General features: G+C 69.4%; 18 protein-coding genes and 1 pseudogene. 10 read left to right on the plus strand and 9 right to left on the minus strand.

Annotated elements, in window-relative coordinates:
• The first annotated feature begins 75 nt into the window (after positions 1 to 75).
• The 5 genes from glmU to ON31_RS24635 all read left to right on the plus strand — a co-directional run bounded on the left by glmU (position 76) and on the right by ON31_RS24635 (position 4,540).
• Positions 76 to 1,557, plus strand: coding sequence for a bifunctional UDP-N-acetylglucosamine diphosphorylase/glucosamine-1-phosphate N-acetyltransferase GlmU (glmU, locus tag ON31_RS24615; RefSeq protein ID WP_039817095.1), 1,482 nt, complete (start codon positions 76 to 78; stop codon positions 1,555 to 1,557).
• Positions 1,554 to 2,534, plus strand: a complete 981-nt coding sequence (locus ON31_RS24620; protein WP_029931258.1) for a ribose-phosphate diphosphokinase — start codon at positions 1,554 to 1,556, stop codon at positions 2,532 to 2,534. The genes glmU and ON31_RS24620 overlap by 4 nt, the downstream gene beginning before the upstream one ends.
• Before the next feature lie 140 nt (positions 2,535 to 2,674).
• A complete protein-coding gene (locus ON31_RS24625; RefSeq protein ID WP_081592699.1) occupies positions 2,675 to 2,983 on the plus strand; it encodes a hypothetical protein in 309 nt (102 codons plus the stop codon).
• A gap of 79 nt (positions 2,984 to 3,062) precedes the next feature.
• Positions 3,063 to 3,899: a hypothetical protein gene (locus ON31_RS37470; RefSeq protein ID WP_051037698.1), complete on the plus strand. Its 837-nt coding sequence runs from the start codon at positions 3,063 to 3,065 to the stop codon at positions 3,897 to 3,899.
• Between the two features lie 5 nt (positions 3,900 to 3,904).
• Positions 3,905 to 4,540 carry a DUF2461 domain-containing protein gene (locus tag ON31_RS24635; RefSeq protein WP_039817096.1) on the plus strand — a complete coding sequence of 212 codons (636 nt, stop codon included), beginning with the start codon at positions 3,905 to 3,907 and terminating at the stop codon, positions 4,538 to 4,540.
• A gap of 531 nt (positions 4,541 to 5,071) precedes the next feature.
• On the opposite strand, the gene egtD is transcribed toward ON31_RS24635, so the two are convergent.
• The 4 genes and pseudogenes from egtD to egtA all read right to left on the minus strand — a co-directional run bounded on the left by egtD (position 5,072) and on the right by egtA (position 9,727).
• On the minus strand, positions 5,072 to 6,043 hold the full coding sequence (gene egtD, locus ON31_RS24640) for an L-histidine N(alpha)-methyltransferase (protein WP_039817097.1): 972 nt from the start codon (positions 6,041 to 6,043) through the stop codon (positions 5,072 to 5,074).
• A gap of 656 nt (positions 6,044 to 6,699) precedes the next feature.
• A pseudogene (locus tag ON31_RS38615) lies at positions 6,700 to 7,092 on the minus strand (hypothetical protein); the annotation flags it as partial.
• On the minus strand, positions 7,092 to 8,432 hold the full coding sequence (gene egtB / locus ON31_RS24650; RefSeq protein ID WP_051037699.1) for an ergothioneine biosynthesis protein EgtB: 1,341 nt from the start codon (positions 8,430 to 8,432) through the stop codon (positions 7,092 to 7,094). The pseudogene ON31_RS38615 and the gene egtB, both read right to left, overlap by 1 nt.
• Positions 8,429 to 9,727 (minus strand): ergothioneine biosynthesis glutamate--cysteine ligase EgtA, encoded by a 1,299-nt coding sequence (gene egtA, locus ON31_RS24655; protein WP_081592700.1) that lies wholly within the window; start codon positions 9,725 to 9,727, stop codon positions 8,429 to 8,431. Before egtA ends, egtB begins: the two co-directional genes overlap by 4 nt.
• Positions 9,728 to 9,911: 184 nt before the next feature.
• Here egtA and ON31_RS24660 point away from each other — a divergent pair, with 184 nt between their 5' ends.
• Both ON31_RS24660 and ON31_RS24665 read left to right on the plus strand, forming a co-directional pair.
• Entirely contained in the window at positions 9,912 to 11,099 is a 1,188-nt protein-coding gene (locus ON31_RS24660) for an aminotransferase class V-fold PLP-dependent enzyme (protein WP_039817224.1), read from the plus strand.
• Positions 11,100 to 11,207: 108 nt separating this feature from the next.
• On the plus strand, positions 11,208 to 12,878 hold the full coding sequence (locus tag ON31_RS24665) for a fatty acyl-AMP ligase (RefSeq protein ID WP_039817099.1): 1,671 nt from the start codon (positions 11,208 to 11,210) through the stop codon (positions 12,876 to 12,878).
• On the opposite strand, the gene ON31_RS24670 is transcribed toward ON31_RS24665, so the two are convergent.
• Genes ON31_RS24670 through ON31_RS24680 form a run of 3 tightly spaced genes read right to left on the minus strand, consistent with a single transcriptional unit; the run spans position 12,864 to position 14,054 of the window.
• Positions 12,864 to 13,070, minus strand: coding sequence for a tautomerase family protein (locus ON31_RS24670; RefSeq protein WP_029931248.1), 207 nt, complete (start codon positions 13,068 to 13,070; stop codon positions 12,864 to 12,866). The genes ON31_RS24665 and ON31_RS24670 overlap by 15 nt on opposite strands.
• A 1-nt stretch (position 13,071) precedes the next feature.
• On the minus strand, positions 13,072 to 13,473 hold the full coding sequence (locus tag ON31_RS24675) for a nuclear transport factor 2 family protein (RefSeq protein ID WP_051037700.1): 402 nt from the start codon (positions 13,471 to 13,473) through the stop codon (positions 13,072 to 13,074).
• Complete coding sequence (locus ON31_RS24680) at positions 13,470 to 14,054, minus strand: flavodoxin family protein (RefSeq protein WP_039817100.1); 585 nt, start codon at positions 14,052 to 14,054, stop codon at positions 13,470 to 13,472. The genes ON31_RS24675 and ON31_RS24680 overlap by 4 nt, the downstream gene beginning before the upstream one ends.
• A gap of 95 nt (positions 14,055 to 14,149) precedes the next feature.
• Between ON31_RS24680 and ON31_RS24685 the strand changes: the two genes are divergently transcribed.
• Positions 14,150 to 15,049 (plus strand): LysR family transcriptional regulator, encoded by a 900-nt coding sequence (locus tag ON31_RS24685; RefSeq protein ID WP_051037701.1) that lies wholly within the window; start codon positions 14,150 to 14,152, stop codon positions 15,047 to 15,049.
• 10 nt (positions 15,050 to 15,059) lie between these two features.
• Here the strand turns inward: ON31_RS24685 and pth are convergent, their stop codons facing one another.
• Both pth and ON31_RS24695 read right to left on the minus strand, forming a co-directional pair.
• Positions 15,060 to 15,641, minus strand: coding sequence for an aminoacyl-tRNA hydrolase (pth, locus tag ON31_RS24690; RefSeq protein ID WP_029931244.1), 582 nt, complete (start codon positions 15,639 to 15,641; stop codon positions 15,060 to 15,062).
• A gap of 21 nt (positions 15,642 to 15,662) precedes the next feature.
• Positions 15,663 to 16,271, minus strand: coding sequence for a 50S ribosomal protein L25/general stress protein Ctc (locus tag ON31_RS24695; protein ID WP_039817101.1), 609 nt, complete (start codon positions 16,269 to 16,271; stop codon positions 15,663 to 15,665).
• Between the two features lie 486 nt (positions 16,272 to 16,757).
• On the opposite strand from ON31_RS24695, the gene ON31_RS24700 reads away from it, so the two are divergent.
• Entirely contained in the window at positions 16,758 to 17,147 is a 390-nt protein-coding gene (locus ON31_RS24700; RefSeq protein ID WP_039817102.1) for a VOC family protein, read from the plus strand.
• A gap of 153 nt (positions 17,148 to 17,300) precedes the next feature.
• Entirely contained in the window at positions 17,301 to 18,923 is a 1,623-nt protein-coding gene (locus ON31_RS24705) for a peptide chain release factor 3 (RefSeq protein WP_039817103.1), read from the plus strand.
• Positions 18,924 to 18,950 lie beyond the last annotated feature (27 nt).

Here is an 18,950-nt window from a genome sequence, read left to right on the forward strand (position 1 = left end):
AAGTCTTGCCAACGGGAAGGCCATGTGCCCACCACGACAGCCCCACTAACGATGACAGGCAGCCGAGGGAGATCCATGCCACAGCAGACCGCCGTCGTCGTTCTCGCCGCCGGAGCCGGAACCCGAATGCGGTCCAAGACCCCCAAGGTGTTGCACCCACTGGGCGGCCGAAGCATGCTCGCGCACGCGCTGCATGCGGCGAACGAGATCGACCCCGCGCATCTCATCACCGTGGTCGGGCACGACCGCGAACAAGTGGGAGCGGCCGTCGGGCGGGTGAGCGCGGAACTCGGACGTGAGGTGACCCTCGCCGTGCAGGAGGAGCAGCGCGGCACCGGGCACGCGGTGCAGTGCGCGCTCACCGCCCTGCCCGCCGACTTCTCCGGCGACCTGCTGGTCACCTACGCCGATGTGCCGCTGCTGGACGGGCACACCCTCAACGCCCTGCTCGACGAGCACCGCAGCTACGCCGACAGCTCCGCCGTCACCGTGCTCACCTTCGAGCCCGACGACCCGAACGGCTACGGCCGCATCATGCGCGACGCGAACGGCCGGGTGCTCGAGATCGTGGAGCACGCCGACGCCACCCCCGAACAGGCCGCCATCACCGAGGTCAACTCGGGCGTCTACGTGTTCGACGCCGCGGTGCTGCGGGTCATGATCGGCCGCATCGACACCGCCAACGCCCGGCACGAGCTGTACCTCACCGATGTGCTGAAGCTGGCCCGCGAGGCCGGGCACGCGGTGCACGGGGCGCGGTTGCTGGACTGGGCCAAGGTCACCGGAGTCAACGACCGGGTGCAGCTGGCCGAGGCCGGGCGCACGCTCAACCGCTACATCGTGGAGCGGCACATGCGCTCCGGGGTCACCGTCATCGACCCGACCACCACCTGGATCGACGCCAGTGTGCGCATCGGTCGCGACGCCGTGATCCGACCGGGCGTACAGCTGTTGGGCGACACCGTGATCGGCGAGGACGCCGAGATCGGGCCGGACAGTACTCTCACCGATGTGGTGGTCGGCGACGGCGCGCGGGTGGTGCGCACCCACGGCGACGGCGCGACCATCGGGGCGGGCGCGAATATCGGACCCTTCACCTATCTGCGGCCGGGCACCGTGGTGGGGGTCTCCGGCAAGCTCGGAGCCTTCGTCGAAACCAAGAACGCCACCATCGGCGCGCATTCCAAGGTTCCGCACCTGACCTACGTCGGAGATGCGACGATAGGCGAGCACAGCAACATCGGCGCGTCCAGCGTCTTCGTCAACTACGACGGGGTGAAGAAGCACCACACGGTGGTCGGATCCCATGTGCGCACGGGCAGCGACACCATGTTCGTGGCACCGGTGACGGTGGGTGACGGGGCGTATACCGCGGCGGGTACTGTGCTGCGTAGAAACGTCCCCCCGGGTGCGCTCGCCGTGTCCGGTGGTGCGCAGCGCAATATGGAGGGCTGGGTGCAGCGCAACCGGCCCGGCACGGAAGCCGCCCGCGCGGCCGAGGCCGCTCTCGCGGCCGCAGACACAACCAACGAGCAAAAGGATGGCGAACGTCAGTGACCGCGTTCTCTACCGATAACCAGAAGAACCTGATGCTGTTCTCGGGACGCGCTCATCCCGAGTTGGCGGAGGAGGTGGCCAAGGCACTCGATGTCCACGTCACCCCGCAGACCGCCCGGGACTTCGCCAATGGCGAGACCTTCGTCCGGTTCGAGGAATCGGTGCGCGGCTCCGACGCATTCGTCATCCAGAGCTTCCCGGCTCCGCTGAACCAGTGGGTCATGGAGCACCTGATCATGCTGGACGCGCTCAAGCGCGGTTCGGCCAAGCGGATCACCTCGGTGCTGCCGTTCTACCCCTACGCCCGCCAGGACAAGAAGCACCGCGGCCGCGAGCCCATCTCCGCCCGCCTGATCGCGGACCTGCTCAAGACCGCGGGCGCGGACCGCATCATCACCGTCGACCTGCACACCGATCAGATCCAGGGCTTCTTCGACGGCCCGGTCGATCACATGCACGCGCAGGTGCAGCTGGTCGAGCACATTCGCAACAACTACCCGCTGGAGAACGTCACCGTCGTCTCCCCCGACGCGGGCCGCGTGAAGGTCGCCGAGAAGTGGGCCAACGCGCTGGCCGACGCACCGATGGCGTTCATCCACAAGACCCGCGACCCGCTGGTGCCCAACCAGGTGGTGGCCAACCGCGTGGTCGGTGAGGTCGAGGGCCGCACCTGCATCCTGATCGACGACATGATCGACACCGGCGGCACCATCGCCGGCGCGGTGAACGTGCTCAAGGAGGCGGGCGCGACCGATGTGGTCATCGCCGCCACCCACGGGATCCTCTCCAGCCCGGCCGCCGAGCGGCTGGCGAAGTGCGGGGCGAAGGAGGTCGTGGTCACCAATACGCTGCCGCTGACCGAGGAGAAGAAGTTCCCGACGTTGACCGTGCTGTCGATCGCGCCGCTGCTGGCGCAGACCATCCGCGAGGTGTTCGAGAACGGTTCCGTCACCGGGCTTTTCAACGGCAACGCCTGAGGTCCGCAGGGCAAGCCCCCGGCACCGATATCGGTGCCGGGGGTTTGCCGTTTCCGGGGCGGTTTTCCGGTAGCGTTGAGCCGAAGCAGGTGATCGCCTGTTTGCTGCCGGTGTGCTGTAGCACGGAGAGGTGGTGGCCCATGGCCGATGACGACGACCAGTTGATGGACGAGGTCCTCGACATGGACGATGACGACACCGACCTCGACTACGACCTCGGCGACGACGACCAGGCCGACGAGGTCCGCGAGTACGAGCGCTACATCTCCGACCCGCCGGAAGACCTGATCATCCGCAATCGCGAGAACGACGACCACGGCCGCCTCGGCATCGAGAGCGAACTCGACCAGGAGTGGACGCGCCGACGCCGACGCGAGGAAGCACGCGCCGAGGACGACCGGCCCGCCGAGGTCGCGGCCCTCGAGATCGTGGACGAGCCGGGCGACTGAACCGGCGCTCTTTCGCCGAAACCCCCTGCGCTGTGATACCCATGGAAAGCGTTCACAGCACCAGTGAGGAGGGCGCGTCATGAGCACCCCACCGAACGACCCGAAGGCCGGTGACGAGCCGGGAGACGACGTGACACGGCGCATTCCGGACTCCACGCCCGGTGTGCCGCAGTACGGGCTGCCCGGGCAGGACCCGGAGGCTCCCGGCGGTTCGGATACCGGGGAGCGTCCGTCCGACAGCGGCACCCCGTCGCTCCAGAAGGGGGCACCGCCGCCCGGAGAGAGCGCACCGGCGTCCGGGGAGGCCCAGCCGCCGTCCGGGGAAGGCGCACCGTCGTCCTGGGAGAGCGCGCCGCCGCCCGGTCAGTACCCGCAACCGCCGCAGTATCCCGCGGGCGGGCAGTACGGCTACCCGTCGGGTGATCCGCAGGCTCAGGGCGGGTATCCGCAGCAGCCGTACGGACAGCCCGCCGAGCAACCGCCGTATGGGCAACAACCCTACGGCCAGCCGGGATACGGGCAGCAGCCCTATGGGCAGCAGCAACCCGGGTACGGACAGCAGCAACCCGGGTACGGACAGCAGCAGTCCGGGTACGGGCAGCAGCCTTATGGCCAGCAGCCGTACGGGCAGCAGCCTTACGGTCAGCAGGGGTACCAGCCCTACCCGCAGCAGGCATACGGCACGCCGCAGCAGCCCCGCACCCAGATCTTCTCCATCATCGGATTCGTCTGCGCGGGGATCGCGCTGCTGTTCTGTCCGCCCGGATTCGGTATCGCGGGCATCATCCTGGGCTTGGTGGGCAACAGCAAGGGCGAACCGCTGGGCAAGTGGGCGGCCATCGCCTCCGGTATCTGCATGGTCCTCGGCCTCCTCATCGGGCTCGCCATCGTCGGCACCGATCTGGTGCCCAACTGATCGCGATGGAGTTCACCGGATTTCCGCTCGCCGGACTCGACTTCTACGAGGATCTCGAGGCCGACAACTCCAAGACCTTCTGGAATGCGCACAAGCGGATCTGGGAGGAGTCGGTGCGCGACCCCATGCGGGCGCTGACAGCCGAGTTGGAACCGGACTTCGGCCCGGCCAAAATCTTCCGGCCGTACCGGGACGTGCGGTTCTCGAAGGACAAGTCGCCGTACAAGAACCACCAGGGCGCGGTGGTGCACACCGCCGAATCGTGCGGATGGTACGTGCAGATCGGCGCGGGCGGACTGTTCGTGGCGGGTGGGCTGTACACGGCCTCGCCCGCGCAGCGGGCCGCCCTGCGCACCGCCATCGACGACGCGGTGCGCGGGGCGGAACTGGAACGCCTGCTCGACCAGGTGAATGCCGCCGGATACACCATCGGCGGCGACAAGCTGAAGACGAAACCCAAGGGCTTCACCGCCGACCACCCCCGCATCGACCTGCTGCGCCACCAATCCCTCGTCGCCACCCGGGATTTCGGCGCACCCGCCTGGTTGACCACCGCGAAGGCCGCCGGACAGGTGCGCACCGCCTGGGAGGACCTGCGGCCCCTGGTGGAGTGGCTGGCAGCGGTCACGGCCCAGCGCTGACCACCGTCCGCACAACGGCCACCCCAGCCCCACCACCACGCCACAACCCCGCTCCGAATCCACCACTCCGCCACCATCAGCCGCCCCACCGCGACCCGACAAAGTCCACGCGATACGCCGCAGACCGGCAATTGTCCGCCGTACCGCTGTCGTGGCCGCCCACCGCGTTCCCGCTACCGTCGCCCGCCGCGACCCCGCTACCGTCGCCCGCTGCGGTCTCACCGTTCGGCACGCCGTGGGTCCGCCGCCCTTCAGCACACCGCCCGCGATCCCATCGCGCGGCACACCGCAGTAGCGCCTCTGCGCGGCAACTCGGCCCTCCTGCCCACCCGCCACACTGCGGCGTTCGCACGCGATCAGGTGGCGCACCAGACCCGGGCAGGACCGCATCGAGGCCGCGCAGATCACCCGGTTCTCCCGCAATCAGATCATCCAGCTGGTGCTGCTCATCGGCCTGGTGTACATGGCCTACCCATATTTCAGCGCGGTGCCGACCTTCACCCCGGTGGTCAGCGTCGCTCGGCCGGATGATCAGCGCCGCTCGGCGAGTACGAGTGCGAAGCGGCTGTCCGGGTCGGTCCATACCCGCTCGGTGGCGAAACCCGCTGCGTCCAGTTCGGTTTCGAGTCCTTCGCGGCGGAACTTGGCGGAGATCTCGGTGCGCATCTGCTCGCCCGCCGCGAAATCGACGGTGAGGTCGAGGTCGCGGATTGCCACGGTCATGGCCTCGGTGGCCTCCAGGCGCATTTCGATCCACTCGTTCTCGGTGTCCCACAGTGCGATATGGGCGAACTTCTCCGGATCGAAGTCGGCGTTCAGGCGAGAGTTCAGCACTCGCAGCACGTTTCGGTTGAACTCCGCGGTGACTCCGGCGGCGTCGTCGTAGGCGGGCACCAGGACCGCCGGGTCGATGACCAGTCCCGCACCGAGCAGCAGTTGCTCCCCGGGCTCCAGCACGGCGTGGATTCCGGCCAGGAACTCGGCGCGCTCGGCGGGAACCAGATTGCCGATGGTGCCGCCGAGGAAGGCGATCATTCGCCGCCCGCCGCGCGGCAGATTGTCCAGGGTGGCGGTGAAATCGCTGACCACGCCGTGTACGGCGAGCGCGGGGAACTCGGCGGCGATCTCATCCGCCGCCGCCCGCAGCGCCGTGGCCGACACATCCTGCGGCACATATGTTTTCAGCGGACCCTCGGCGCTCAACGCACTGAGCAGCAGACGGGTCTTGGCGGCCGATCCGGCCCCCAGTTCCACCAGCACCTCGGCCTGCGCCGTGCGCGCGATCTCCCCCACCACCCGCTCCAGCAGCGCCCGCTCGGTGCGCGTCGGGTAGTACTCGGGCAGTTCGGTGATGAGTTCGAACAGTTCGCTGCCGCGCGCGTCGTAGAACCATTTGGGCGGCAGCCATTTCGGTGTCGCGGTGAGCCCGGTCCGGGCGTCCGACCGCAGCGCCGCGGTCAGGTCGTCGTCGGTCAGATGAATCTCCAGCGTCGCGGCAGTCATGAGCGCGCCCTTCCCGTTTCGATAGCCAAGTCCTCCACGACCAGCCGCCCCGGCCCCGCGACGACCACCTGGCGATCGGCGATCGGCCGCCACCGTGGATCGTCGTCGTAAGGCTCCGAGGCGACAATCGCGAAAGTGTCGGTGGCCAGCACCGACAACGAGTGATGCCACGTCGTGGCCCACCATGTCCGTCCATCCCCCAGCAGCAGATTCAGCCGCGCCCGCGGTGACCGCTCCAGCACCGCCGCCACCACCAGCCGCAGCACGGCGACCGGATCGCCGCCCGCTCCCGCGCCGAGACCACCGGGCTCGCGCACGGCCGCCACCGCCGGGCCGGTCTCACCACGTCCTCGCCCCCTCGGATGGCCTGTCGAGGCCCGCACGTGCGCAATGGATTCGGCGGAACCGGCGGAAATCCGTTCGAGCAGGTCGTGCAGGATCACCCAGAGCACGGCGGAGTCGGTCAGCGACTCCGCCCCCAGCAGGGGCGGCGAGTCGAACTTCGCCGCGATATCGGCCAGCACATCACGCCAGCCCGGAATGGCCCCGTTGTGGCTGAAGGCCCAGCGACCGCGCGTGAACGGCGCGCAGGCCCCCCGATCCAGCGGCAGTCCGACCGTGGCCGAGCGCACGGCACCCAGCACGGCCGTGGAACGGATCTGCGGCAGCACCTCGTCCACGGCCGGATCGGTCCAGATCGGCGCGGCATTGCGGTACCGGCTGACCGACAAGGGCACCGGATCACCACGGCCACTCGTCCCGGCCGCGGCATCCGTCGCGCCGGGTTCGGATGCCGCGTGCGCCTCGGCGCGGGCGAAGGCGGTCACGTCCAGGGCGGTGCCGCCGTGCCAGGCGGTGCCCGCACCGTGGTCAGCGGGGGCCGCCGCGGTGGGGAGCCACCAGGCCACGCCGAAACCGTCGGCGTTGATGGTGCCGCCGCCGCGCATGTCGCGGGGTGCCCAGGACTGGGTGCGCAGGGAGTGGGGGCCGCGGGTGAGCAGGTCGCCGACGGAGATCGGCGGGCCGACATAGCCGATGTGGCGGCACATCAGCGGTCGTCCGATCGGAGGTCGCGGGCCAGGCGGAAGCCGGAGAAGATCTGACGGCGGATGGGGTGGTCCCAGTTGCGGAAGGTGGCGCGGCAGGCCACCGGGTCCGCGCCGAAGGAGCCGCCGCGCAGCACCCGGTAGTCACCGCCGAAGAAGACCTCGGAGTATTCGCGATAGGGGAAGGCGCGGAAACCCGGGTAGGGGTCGAAACCGGAGGCGGTCCACTCCCAGACGTCACCGATGAGCTGGTGGACGCCGAGCGGTGACGCACCGGCGGGATACGCGCCGACCTCCGCCGGTTCCAGGTGCCGCTGCCCGAGATTGGCGGTGGCCTCCGAAGGTTCGTCCTCGCCCCACGGATAGCGCTGGGAGCGACCGATATTCGGATCGAATCGGGCCGCCTTCTCCCATTCCGCCTCGGTGGGAAGCCGTTTGCCCGCCCAGGTGGCGTACGCCTCGGCCTCGAACCAGCACACGTGCACCACCGGCTGCCGCGGCCGCACCGGGGCCATGGTGCCGAAAACCCTTCGCCACCACCGGCCGCCGCCGTCCTGCTCCCAGAACTGCGGTGCCACCAACCCGGCCTCGATCCGGTGCGCCCAGCCGCGCTCGGACCACAGCTCGGGCCGGTCGTAGCCACCGTCGGCGATGAACTCCAGATACTGCTCGTTGGTGACCGGTGCGGCATCGATGGCGAAGCCCGGCACCCACACCGAATGCGCGGGCCGCTCGTTGTCCAGCGCCCACGGGTCGGTGTCGGTACCCATGGTGAACTCACCCGCCGGGATCACGATCTCCCCGCTCACCGGCACCCGCGCCGACGGTGCGGGCGGTGCCGAGAGCACCGCCTCCCCCGTCCGCAGCTGATGCGTGGCCAGCATGGTCTCGTCGTGCTGCTGCTCGTGCTGGGCGATCATGCCGAACGCGAATCCCTGCTCGACCAGCTCACCACCGTGTAGGGGACTGCGGTCCAGCACATCCCACACCTTGTCCCGCACGGTGCCCACGTACGTGCGGGCCTCCGACGGCGACAGCAGCGGCAGCGCCGGACGATTCGCCCGCGCGTGCTTGAACGCGTCGTACAGTTCGTCGATATCGGCGCGCACCGGCTCGCGCCCGCCCACATCGCGGACCAACCAGAGTTCCTCCTGATTGCCGATATGCGCCAGATCCCACACCAGCGGGCTCATGATGCGCGAATGCTGGGCCACGAGTTCGGCCTCGTCCACGCAGTCGGTGAGGGCGATGGTGCGCCGCCGGGCCCGTTCCAGCACGTCGGCGATCCGTCCGCGCAGCCGTTCGGTCTCGGCGCGATCGCTGCCGGGTAGGTGAATCGTCATGAGAGAGCTCCGAATTCCTCGGTCGGGCTGATACCTCGCGCGCAGCGTCGCGCCGCCGCCGCCAGTTCCGCGGCGGCCTCGGGTGTCGCGGCGTGCGCGGCGGCGAGTTCGAGCAGTTCCACGGCCGCCGTCCGCAGTTCCGGATCGTCCAGTCCGCCGCGCGCGGCCTCGGCCCAGCGCCCGGCGGTCGGTGCGGCCACGGCCGTCGCCTCCGCCACCACGTCGGGGGTCGACAGCAGTGCCTCCACGGCGTGGATGGGCACCGTCCACCCGGCACCGGGCTGCGCGTCGATATACCGGACCTCCAGATGTCCGGAGGCCCGCACCGGCGGGAACAGCGTGGTCAGGTGGTAGTCGAGGTCGGCGAGGTCGGGTCGCCGCCCGATCTCGTCGTCCAGCGCCCCGCACAGCCAGTCCGCGAAGGTCGCCTCCGGCGGCGCCGACCAGTCCCCGCCGTCGCAGCGCACGCACAGCAGCGGGACATCGAGGGCCCAGCGCGCGTAACCGCTGACCGGATCCGCCCATTCGTGCACCGGCGGCCGGGTGCGCGGATTGTCCAACCGCAGCCAGGTGCGCATGCGCTGCGACGCCCACTCCCCCTGCGGCGCGCCGTGCAGGGCCGGAGAACAGGCGAAGGCGGCGACCAGCGCCGGACCGATGGTGTAGAGGGCGGTCCAGCGGGCCGAAACCTCCGCGGCATCGGCCCCCGCGTCCACGCTGACCTGGGTGGCGGCGGTATTGCACATCATGAGCAGGCCGTAGGGCCCGATACCGGCGAAGGCCCGCTCCATGGCGCGGTAACGCGGCAGCCGCAGCACCCGCCGGGCCGCGCGCTCGGCGTCGGCGGCGGCGGAAAAGGTTCGGATACCTCGGAATTCGAGCAGCTCCCGCAGCAGGGAGGCGTCGTATCGCAGGCGCTCACACAGTTCCGCGGCATTCGGGAAAGGGGCGCTGGACAATTCGATCTGGCCACCCGGTTCCAGGGTGACCCGGCTTCCCCCGGGCAGTTCGACGGCCGGAGAATCGGGGGAAATAGACTGTGGCGCATAGGGTCCCAGCGCGTCCGCGAGCACAGTCGGGTCCGGACGCGAATCGCGGGCCGAACACTCACCCCGGGCGGTGAGCCATTCCAGTTCGGCTCCGATGAGCGCCGGTGGACCGAGCTTGAAGCAGACACCTCCGATATACGCCTCGGCCGCGGCCCGGGAGGACAGCCCCACCTCGGGTGCGGAATCCGCACGCGCATCCGTGAGCACCGCGCCCGGCGGCTTCGTGCGGGATGCGGTCACAGCCATGTCAACCTCCGCTCTCGGGTCGGGGCGACGCACGCCGACCAAACCAGAGTAGCGACGGTGTCCGACACCAAAAGTGACGAAATGGGGAACACCGCAGGCCGGACGGTTGATTCCGAGTCACCATCGTGTCTGATTTCCGACCAAACGAACGGGTCTTTCCGGACCAGTCGATATGGTCGATGACATGCTGAATCTCTCCGAATTGCGCGCCGACACCCCCGGTTGCGAGGGGCAGGTATTCCTCGACAGCGCCGGCTCCTCCCTGCCGCCGCGCACGGTCGTCGACACCGCCATCGCCCATCTGCGCCGCGAAGCGGAGATCGGCGGCTACCGCGCCGCCAATGAACGCCTCGACGACCTGCACGCCGTCAAGACCGCGATCGGCGCGCTGATCAACGCCGACGCCGACGCCATCGCCCTCAGCGACAGCGCCAGCCGGGCGTGGAGCGACTTCTTCTACTCGGTGCCGCTGGGGCCGGGCGACCGCATCCTCATCTCGGGCACGGACTACGGCAGCAATGCCATCGCGGCACTCCAGCGCGCCCGCCGCAGCGGGGCCACGGTGGAGGCCATCCCCGGTGACGGCAGCGGCCAACTCGATCTGGACGCCCTCGCGAGCATGCTGGACGAGCGGGTGAAGCTGGTGTCGCTGGTGCACGTGCCCACCAACGGCGGCCTGGTCAACCCCGTCGCCGACGCCACCCGCATCGCACACCGGGCGGGCGCGCTGGTGCTGCTGGACGCCTGCCAGTCCACCGGGCAGCTCCCCCTCGACGTGGCCGAACTCGAGGTGGACGCCCTGTCGGCCACCGGCCGCAAATGGCTGCGCGGCCCACGCGGCACCGGCTTCCTGTACGTGCGCCCCGAACTCGCGGCCACCATGGAACCCGGCCGCCTGGATCTGCACAGTGCCGAATGGACCGCGCCGCACGACTACCGCCTGGCCGACGGGGCGAAGCGCTTCGAATTCTGGGAGTGCGACGTGGCCGCCCGCCTCGCCCTGGGTGCGGCCGTGCGGTACCTGCTCGACCTCGGCCCGGCCCAGGTCTACCAGGCCATCGCCGAACGCGCCGAGTATCTGCGCAAGGCACTGGCCGAGATCGGCGGCGTCACCGTACACGACCGCGGCACCCAGCACGCGGGCATCGTGTCCTTCACCGTCGCCGGTTACGAGCCCGCGGACGTGCGCGATCGGCTCGCCGCCGAATCGGTCACCGTCACCGTGAGCCAGCGCGGATCCACCCTGCTCGATATGACCGCCCGCGACCTGCGCGCGGTGGTCCGCGCCTCACCGCACTGCTTCGTCAGCTTCGACGACCTGGATCGATTCGTCGCAGCGGTCACGACACTCACGAAACGAACCAATCGGTAACACGCCGACGTACACCCTCCTGTTGGGCGAAACCGGGTTAACAGACCCGCGTGTCGGCGGGATAGTGGGAGTGTCCCCGACCGCGGAGACAGGGTGAGGGAGTGCGACGTGAGCCGGTTCACCGAGGAAATGTATGCGACGGCGCGGACATCGGTTCGCGGGCTGGTGACCGGTGAGCCGGATGCCCCGCTGCGCCAGACCTGGGGCGAGATCCATGCCATCGCCCGGCGTATGGCGGGCGGGCTGGCCGCCGCGGGCATCGGGCACCGGGACGCGGTGGGCGTGCTGGCGGGGATGCCGGTGGATATCGCCCCCGCCTGCCAGGCCGTCTGGATGCGCGGGGCGTCCATCACCATGCTGCATCAGCCGACGCCGCGCACCGATCTAGAACTCTGGGCGCGCGATACCGAGACGGTGCTGCGCATGATCGACGCCCGCGCCGTCGTCTTGGGCGCGCCCTTCGAGGCCGCCGCGCCGCTGCTGGTCGAACGCGGGATAGCGGTGGTGCTCATGGACGAGCTGCGCGGCGGTGCGGATACCGATCCGCTGCCCACCGAGGAATCCGATATCGCATTGCAGCAGCTGACCTCCGGATCCACGGGTTCGCCCAAGGCGGTGCGGATCACGCACGGGAATTTCTTCGTCAATGCCTACGCCATGTTCGATCGGGTGAAATTCCAACTCGACGACGATGTGATGGTCAGCTGGCTGCCGCTGTTCCACGATATGGGAATGGTCGGATTCCTCAGTGTGCCGATGCAATTCGGCGCGGAAGTGGTGTGTGTGACACCGCTGGACTTCCTGCGGCGACCGATGCTGTGGGCGGAACTGATTTCCACGTATCGGGGAACCGTCACCGCGGCACCTAATTTCGCCTACTCGCTATTGGCCCGCAAACTGCGGATGGCCGCGGACGGCGCGGTGGATCTCAGCAGTGTGCGCTACATGTGGAACGGCGCGGAACCGGTCGATCCCGACACCATGGACGCTCTAGCCGCGGCGGGTAAACGCTTCGGACTCAACCCCATGGCGCTCACCCCCGTGTACGGCATGGCCGAAACCACGCTGGCCGTGTCGATTCCGGATCCCGGCCTGGGGCAGGTGGTCGACATCGTCGACGCCGACCTGCTGGAGGCGATCGGCAAGGCGGTCCCCGTCCGGCATCCCGAACACCACTACGGCAATCTGCGCCGCCTGCCCACCCTCGGCTACCTGGTCGACAATCTGGAGGGCCGGGTGGTGGACGCCGACCGGCAGCCGCTGCCGGTGCGCTCGGTGGGCGTCATCGAATTGCGCGGTCCGGCGGTGACTGCCGGCTATGTCACCGTGGACGGCTTCCGCGGCGCCCAGGACGCGGACGGCTGGCTCGACACCGGCGATATCGGCTATTTCACCGAGGAGAATCTGGTGGTGGTGTGCGGCCGCATCAAGGATGTGATCATCATGGGCGGCCGCAACATCTTCCCCACCGATATCGAGCGGGCGGCCATGCGGGTCACCGGCGTTCGCCCCGGCAACGCGGTGGCGGTGCGCCTGGACGCGGGCCAGAAGCGTGAGAGCTTCGCCGTGGTGGTGGAGAGCAACGAGCACCAGAATCCGGAGGAGGTGCGGCGTATCGAGCACGAGGTGGTGCACGCCGTGTTCTCCGAGGTGGGCGTGCGCCCGCGCAGCGTGACGGTGCTCGGCCCCGGGGCGCTGCCGAAGACCTCCTCCGGCAAACTCCGCCGCTCCGCCACCGCCCAGCTGTCCCGCGGCCCCGGACCGTCAGCGCCCGGCTGAGCGTCGATACTCCGGCACCGGCAAGCCGCCGATTCCCCAATCCTCCAGGGCCACTTCGTCGATCACGACGAAGGTGGTGGCGGGGTCCTTGTGCAGCACCCGGGTCAGCAGGTCGGTGACGCCCGCGATGAGTTCCGCTTTCTGCGCGCGGGTGACACCCTCGTCGGTGACCTTGATGTTGACGTAGGGCATATCAGTTCTCCACGAGGTCGTAGTGGAACACCTTGGCGATGATCCGCCAGCGGCCGTCCACCTGAACGAAGGTGAGCAGATCGGTGAATCGCTTTGCCCCGAGCGCGCATTCGACGCGCGCCAGGGCGGTGACGGGACCGGCGAACTCCACCGACAGGATGCGGTCGTGCCGCTCGTCACCGCGGGCCGCGGGCGCTTCCCGGGCGGCGACGATCGGGAAGTATTCGGCCATGGTGAGCCGCAGCAGCGGCCCCTCGGTGGCGGTGGCGTAGATCGCCTGCGGATGGAAGACCCGGTCCAGCAGGGCGGTATCGCCGAAGTAGAGCCCGTCGAAGTACAACCGCAGCGCCGCCCGGACATCCGCCTCGGCACCGCCGGAGTCCGCCGTCCTCCCGACGCTCATGAGCCGACCCGCGCGAGCGAGCGGTCGCCCGTCCACCGCATCGCCGCGGCGGCGACGCGGCGGCCCAGGTGTTCGGCGGTGGCGAGGTCGCCCGGCCCGGGAGCGGTCTCCGGTGCGGCGTCGGCGGGTGCGTGCGCCATGGCCCCGAGGAAGCCGCCGATGCGGTTGAGGTCGTCGGCGGATTCGAAGTCGCCGGGCAGCAGGCCGAGCCCCACCCACACCATGCCGTGCTGCATGGCGAACAGCGACAGCGCCTGCAGCGTCGCCAGCTTGTCGCCGCTCACCCCCGCCGAGGTGGTGAATCCCGCCGCCAGCTTGTCTCGCCACTGCTGCCGCGCCCACCGGCCCGACGTGGCGTCCAGGAAAGCCTTGAAGGGAGCCGACGGTCCGCCCATGTAGGTGGGGGTGCCGAAGATGATGGCGTCGGCGGCGTCGATGGCGGCCCAGGCGGATTCGTACTCGTCGACGGAGACGAGGGTGACCTCGGTGCCCGGTACCGCCGCCGCGCCCCGGCGCACGGCCTCGGCCTGCTCGCGGGTGTGGCCGAAGCCGCTGTGGTAGACGACGGCGATGGTGCTCATATGCGGTTCCTTTCAACAGGTGGTGAGATCAACGCTAGGAACCGCACAGCGATAACACCACGACATAGTTTGAATACCGGATATAAGCTGACGTTATGGATGTCGATATCCGCGATCTCGAACTGCTGGAGGCGCTCGGCAGCCACGGCACCCTGACCGCGGCCGCCCGCCACCTCTACGTCAGCCAGCCCGCGCTGAGTCAGCGGCTGCTACGCCTGGAGGACCGCCTCGGCCTACCGCTGTTCGACCGGCGCGGACGGAATCTGGTGCCCAACGACGCCGGTCGGCGCATGCTCCAGGCCGCCGGGAGCGCACTCGGCGAATTACGTTCGGCGCGTATGGATCTACTCGAACTCGGCGCGGGCCGCACCCGGCCGGTGCGCATCGCCTCCCAGTGCGCGGCCAGTTACGAGTGGATGCCGTTGGTGCTCAGCCGCTTTCGCCAGCGCATGCCCGACGCCGAGGTTCGCATCGAAACCGTGCGCGACGACGAGATGATCGACGCGCTGCTCGAGGATCGGCTCGATGTCGCCATGATCGCCAAACTGGATCGCCGCATGGACCGGGTGCGGCTGGAGCGGCTGTTCGACGACGAGATGCGCGCGGTGGTGGCGGCTCATCATCCGTGGGCGCGGCGCGATCACGTCACCGTCGCCGATTTCGACGACGTGCACCTGGTGCTACCGGATTCCTATGATCAGCAACGGATTCCGGCGCCACCGCTGCCGGTGCCGGAGGGCGCGCGCTACGGTCGGCTGACCACGGTGGCGACCGGATTCGATGTGATCATCGAACTCGTGGCGGCGGGTGATTCGGTGACCGTCATGCCCGCCTGGGTGGCCGAGCGGACGCGCGAGCGCGACGATGTGACAGCCGTCCGCGTGGGGGCCGTCCCGGAGCGGCGAACCTGGTACTGCGCCACCCGGCACGACGAGACGTCCACGCCCGTCGAGACTTTCGTGGAATTGGTGATCGAGCAGATGGGCAGGCGCTGATTCGATCGAATCAGTGCAGCTGGTTCTGCGCCGTTTCCAGTCCGACGCGCAGCAGCAGTTCCACCGCGTCGGCGGCCTGCTCGACGATCACCGGGACCTCTTTGCGTTCCGGGCCGGAGAAGGGCTTCAGCACGAAATCGGCGGGGTCCTGACGGCCGGGCGGACGGCCGATACCGAAGCGGACCCGCAGATAGTCCTTGGTGGTGAGCGACTGGGAGACCGAGCGCAGACCGTTGTGGCCGCCCTCGCCGCCCCCGCGCTTCAAACGCACCGTGCCGAACGGCAGATCGAGTTCGTCGTGCACCACGATGACCTCGGTCGCGGGCACGGAGAAGAAGCGGGCCAGCGCGGCGACCGGGCGGCCGGACAGGTTCATGAAGGTGCGCGGCTTGGCGATCAGCACCTTGCGCCCGTCCAGGCGCGCCTCCAACAGGTCGGCGCCGGACTTCTTGTGCACGGTGAAACGACCGCCGACGCGCCCCGCGAGCACGTCGGCGACCAGGAAACCGACATTGTGCCGGGTGCGCTCGTATTCGGGTCCGGGGTTACCCAGACCGACCACCAGCGCGGGCCCGGCTGTTGCCTCGGTCATGTGAACCGTTGCGGAGCAGTATTACTCGGCGGCTTCGGCGGCGGCCTCGCCCTCGGCCTCACCCTCGCCCTCGGTGGCCTCGGCGGCCGGGGCGGCGATGATGTTGACGATCAGGGCGTCGGCGTCACCGGCCAGGGTCACGCCCTTGGGCAGCTCGATGCCGCCGGCGGTGATCTGGGTGCCGGCCTCGATGCCCTCGATGGAGACCTCGATGGCCTCGGGCAGCTTCATGGCGTCGGCCTCGACCGAGAGGACGGTGGCCTCCTGGGTGACCAGGGTGCCCGCGGCGGCCTCGCCGACCAGGGTGACGTGCACGTCGGCGACGACGCGCTCGCCCCGCTTGATGATCAGCAGGTCGGCGTGCTCGATGTAGCGGCGGATCGGGTGCACGACCACCGACTTGGTCATCGCCAGCTGCTTCTTGCCCGCGATGTCCAGGCTCAGGATGGCGTTGGTGCCGTGCTCACGCAGGATGGCGGCGAACGCCTGGGCGTTCACGGCCAGGTGCTGCGGATCGGAGTTGTGGCCGTACAGCACGGCGGGAACATTGCCGTCGCGACGGGTGCGACGCGCGGCGCCCTTGCCGAACTCGGTGCGTACGGTGGCTTCGAGAAGGTTGGCGTCGGACATGAGAGGTCTACTCCTACGGCTCGGACTCTGTCGGCTGCACACCAGGGGACCCATCCCCGGTTGGTGTTGGTCTGCTCGTCCGGCAAGGGAGAACGAACATGGACGGCCGATAGCCGAGCCGCGTCGATCACGGTGGGCACAGGTGCCAACACCCTCGCCGAGACAACCCGAAGAGATTAACACGCGCCGAACGCACCCCGAAAACGCACCCCCGTCCCGGGACATGCCACACGCGCCACTTCGAAGCCTAGATGCCTCTCGCGCGACCCGCACCCCGAATTTCTCAACCGGTCGGTCTCTTCACCGCGCACCCGTCCGCCCACCCCGGTGTCGCCACCGCACCATTCGCTGGCCGCGTCGCATACCGTCCGCAACACAACCGCATGCCCCGCCCGGCCCCGGCGGACAACGGAAACGCCCGCTGTCCGCGCCCGCTCGCGGGATCCAGGTCCGGGATCGGTGCGGCCTAGAATCGCGGGGGTGAGTATGGCGCGCCTGGGATCCATCACCCTCGATTGCGACGACCCCGCCGCACTGGCGACCTTCTGGTCCACACTGCTCGGCGGGGAGATCACCTACTCCACCGCGACCGTCGCGGTGGCGCGGGTCGGCGATCTGCTGATATCCGCGACCCGCGTCGAGGACTACCGCCCGCCCACCTGGCCCGAGGACACCCTTCCCAAACAGATCCACCTCGACCTGGGAGCGGACGACCTGGACGCGGCCGAGGCCGAGGCCGTCCTCGCCGGCGCCACCCCGGTGGCGAAACAGCCCGCCCCCGACCGCTTCCGCGTACTCCTGGACCCCGCCGGACACCCCTTCTGCCTGACTCTGACCGCCAACCTCACCCGCCTCGGTCTCCACCCCCGGACCTGAACGCGCCCAGGGGGAACTGGTGGCGGCATCGGCCGAGTGGACCCCGCCACCAGTTCCCCCTGATCTTGTCGGGCCGAGGCGCCAACCCACGGTCGGGATGGTGGGCCCGGCCCGTTACCCTGGAGCGGTTGCCGATGCCTCGAAGGAGCTCCCGTGACTTCCCCGACCACCCCGACCGACGCCGTCCCGCGACGGTTGGCCGATGAGGTTGCTCGGCGGCGCACCTTCGCGGTGATCTCGCATCCCGACGCCGGTAAGTCCACGCTCACCGAGGCCCTCGCCCTGCACGCCAAGGTGATCTCCGAGGCCGGAGCCATCCACGGCAAGTCCGGGCGCAAGTCGACCGTCTCCGACTGGATGGAGATGGAGAAGGCGCGCGGCATCTCCGTCAGCTCGACCGCGCTGCAGTTCGAGTACGGCGACTGCGTGATCAATCTGGTGGACACTCCGGGTCACTCCGACTTCTCCGAGGACACCTATCGCGTGCTCACCGCGGTCGACGCCGCGGTCATGCTCATCGACGCCGCCAAGGGTCTGGAACCGCAGACGCTCAAGCTGTTCCAGGTGGCGCGCGACCGCGGCATTCCGGTCGTCACCGTGATCAACAAGTGGGACCGGCCGGGTCAGGCCCCGCTCGAACTGCTCGACGAGATCGTGGACCGGATCGGCCTCACCCCCACGCCGTTGTTCCTGCCGGTCGGTATCGCGGGTGACTTCCGCGGCCTGCTGCGGCGCGGCGAGGAGGGCGCTCCCGTCGAGTACATCCACTTCACCCGCACCGCGGGCGGCGCGACCATCGCACCCGAGGAGCACTACACCCCGGAGCAGGCCCTCGAGCGCGAGGGCGATGTCTGGGTCACCGCCGTCGAGGAGAGCGAACTGCTCTCCGCCGCGGGGCAGGACCACGACCAGGAGCTGTTCCTCGCGGGCCACACCTCCCCCGTCATCTACGCCTCCGCCATGCTGAATTTCGGTGTGCGCCAACTGCTCGAGACGCTGGTGCGGCTCGCCCCGCCGCCCGCCGCCCGCAAGGACGTGACGGGCACGCCGCGCGAGACCACCGATCCGTTCAGCGCCGTGGTGTTCAAGGTGCAGGCCGGGATGGACACCGCGCACCGCGACCGGCTGGCCTTCATGCGCGTGGTCTCCGGCGAGTTCGAGCGTGGCATGGTGGTGACGCACGCTCAGACCGGACGTCCCTTCGCCACCAAGTACGCGCTCACCGTCTTCGGCCGCGAACGCACCACCGTCGACACCGCGTACCCGGGCGATGTGGTCGGCCTCGTCAACGCCAACGCGCTGGCCCCGGGCCACACCCTCTTCGCCGGGAAGAAGGTGGAGTTCCCGCCCATCCCGTCCTTCGCGCCGGAGCACTTCGCCACCCTGCGCGCCCGGAGCGCGGGCAAGTACAAGCAGTTCCGCAAGGCCATCGACCAGCTCGACTCCGAGGGCGTGGTGCAGGTGCTGCGCAACGACGTGCGCGGCGACGCCACCCCGGTGCTGGCCGCCGTCGGCCCGATGCAGTTCGAGGTCGTCACCGCCCGCATGCAGGCGGAATTCAATGTCGAGACCCAGCTCGACCGCCTCCCCTACTCGCTGGCCCGCCGCACCGACGCCGAATCGGCCCCGGAGCTGTCCCGCCAACGCGGCGTGGAGGTGTTCACCCGCAGCGACGGCGTACTGCTGGCGCTGTTCGGCGACAAGTGGAAGTTGCAGTACATCCAGAAAGAACTGCCGAAACTCACGCTCGAGCCGCTGGTCGCGGGCGCGGAGTAGAGCGGCCGCGCGGGCGAGGCCGCGGCG

The sequence above is a fragment of the Nocardia otitidiscaviarum NBRC 14405 genome (genome assembly GCF_000308635.1).
GTDB lineage: Bacteria > Actinomycetota > Actinomycetes > Mycobacteriales > Mycobacteriaceae > Nocardia > Nocardia otitidiscaviarum.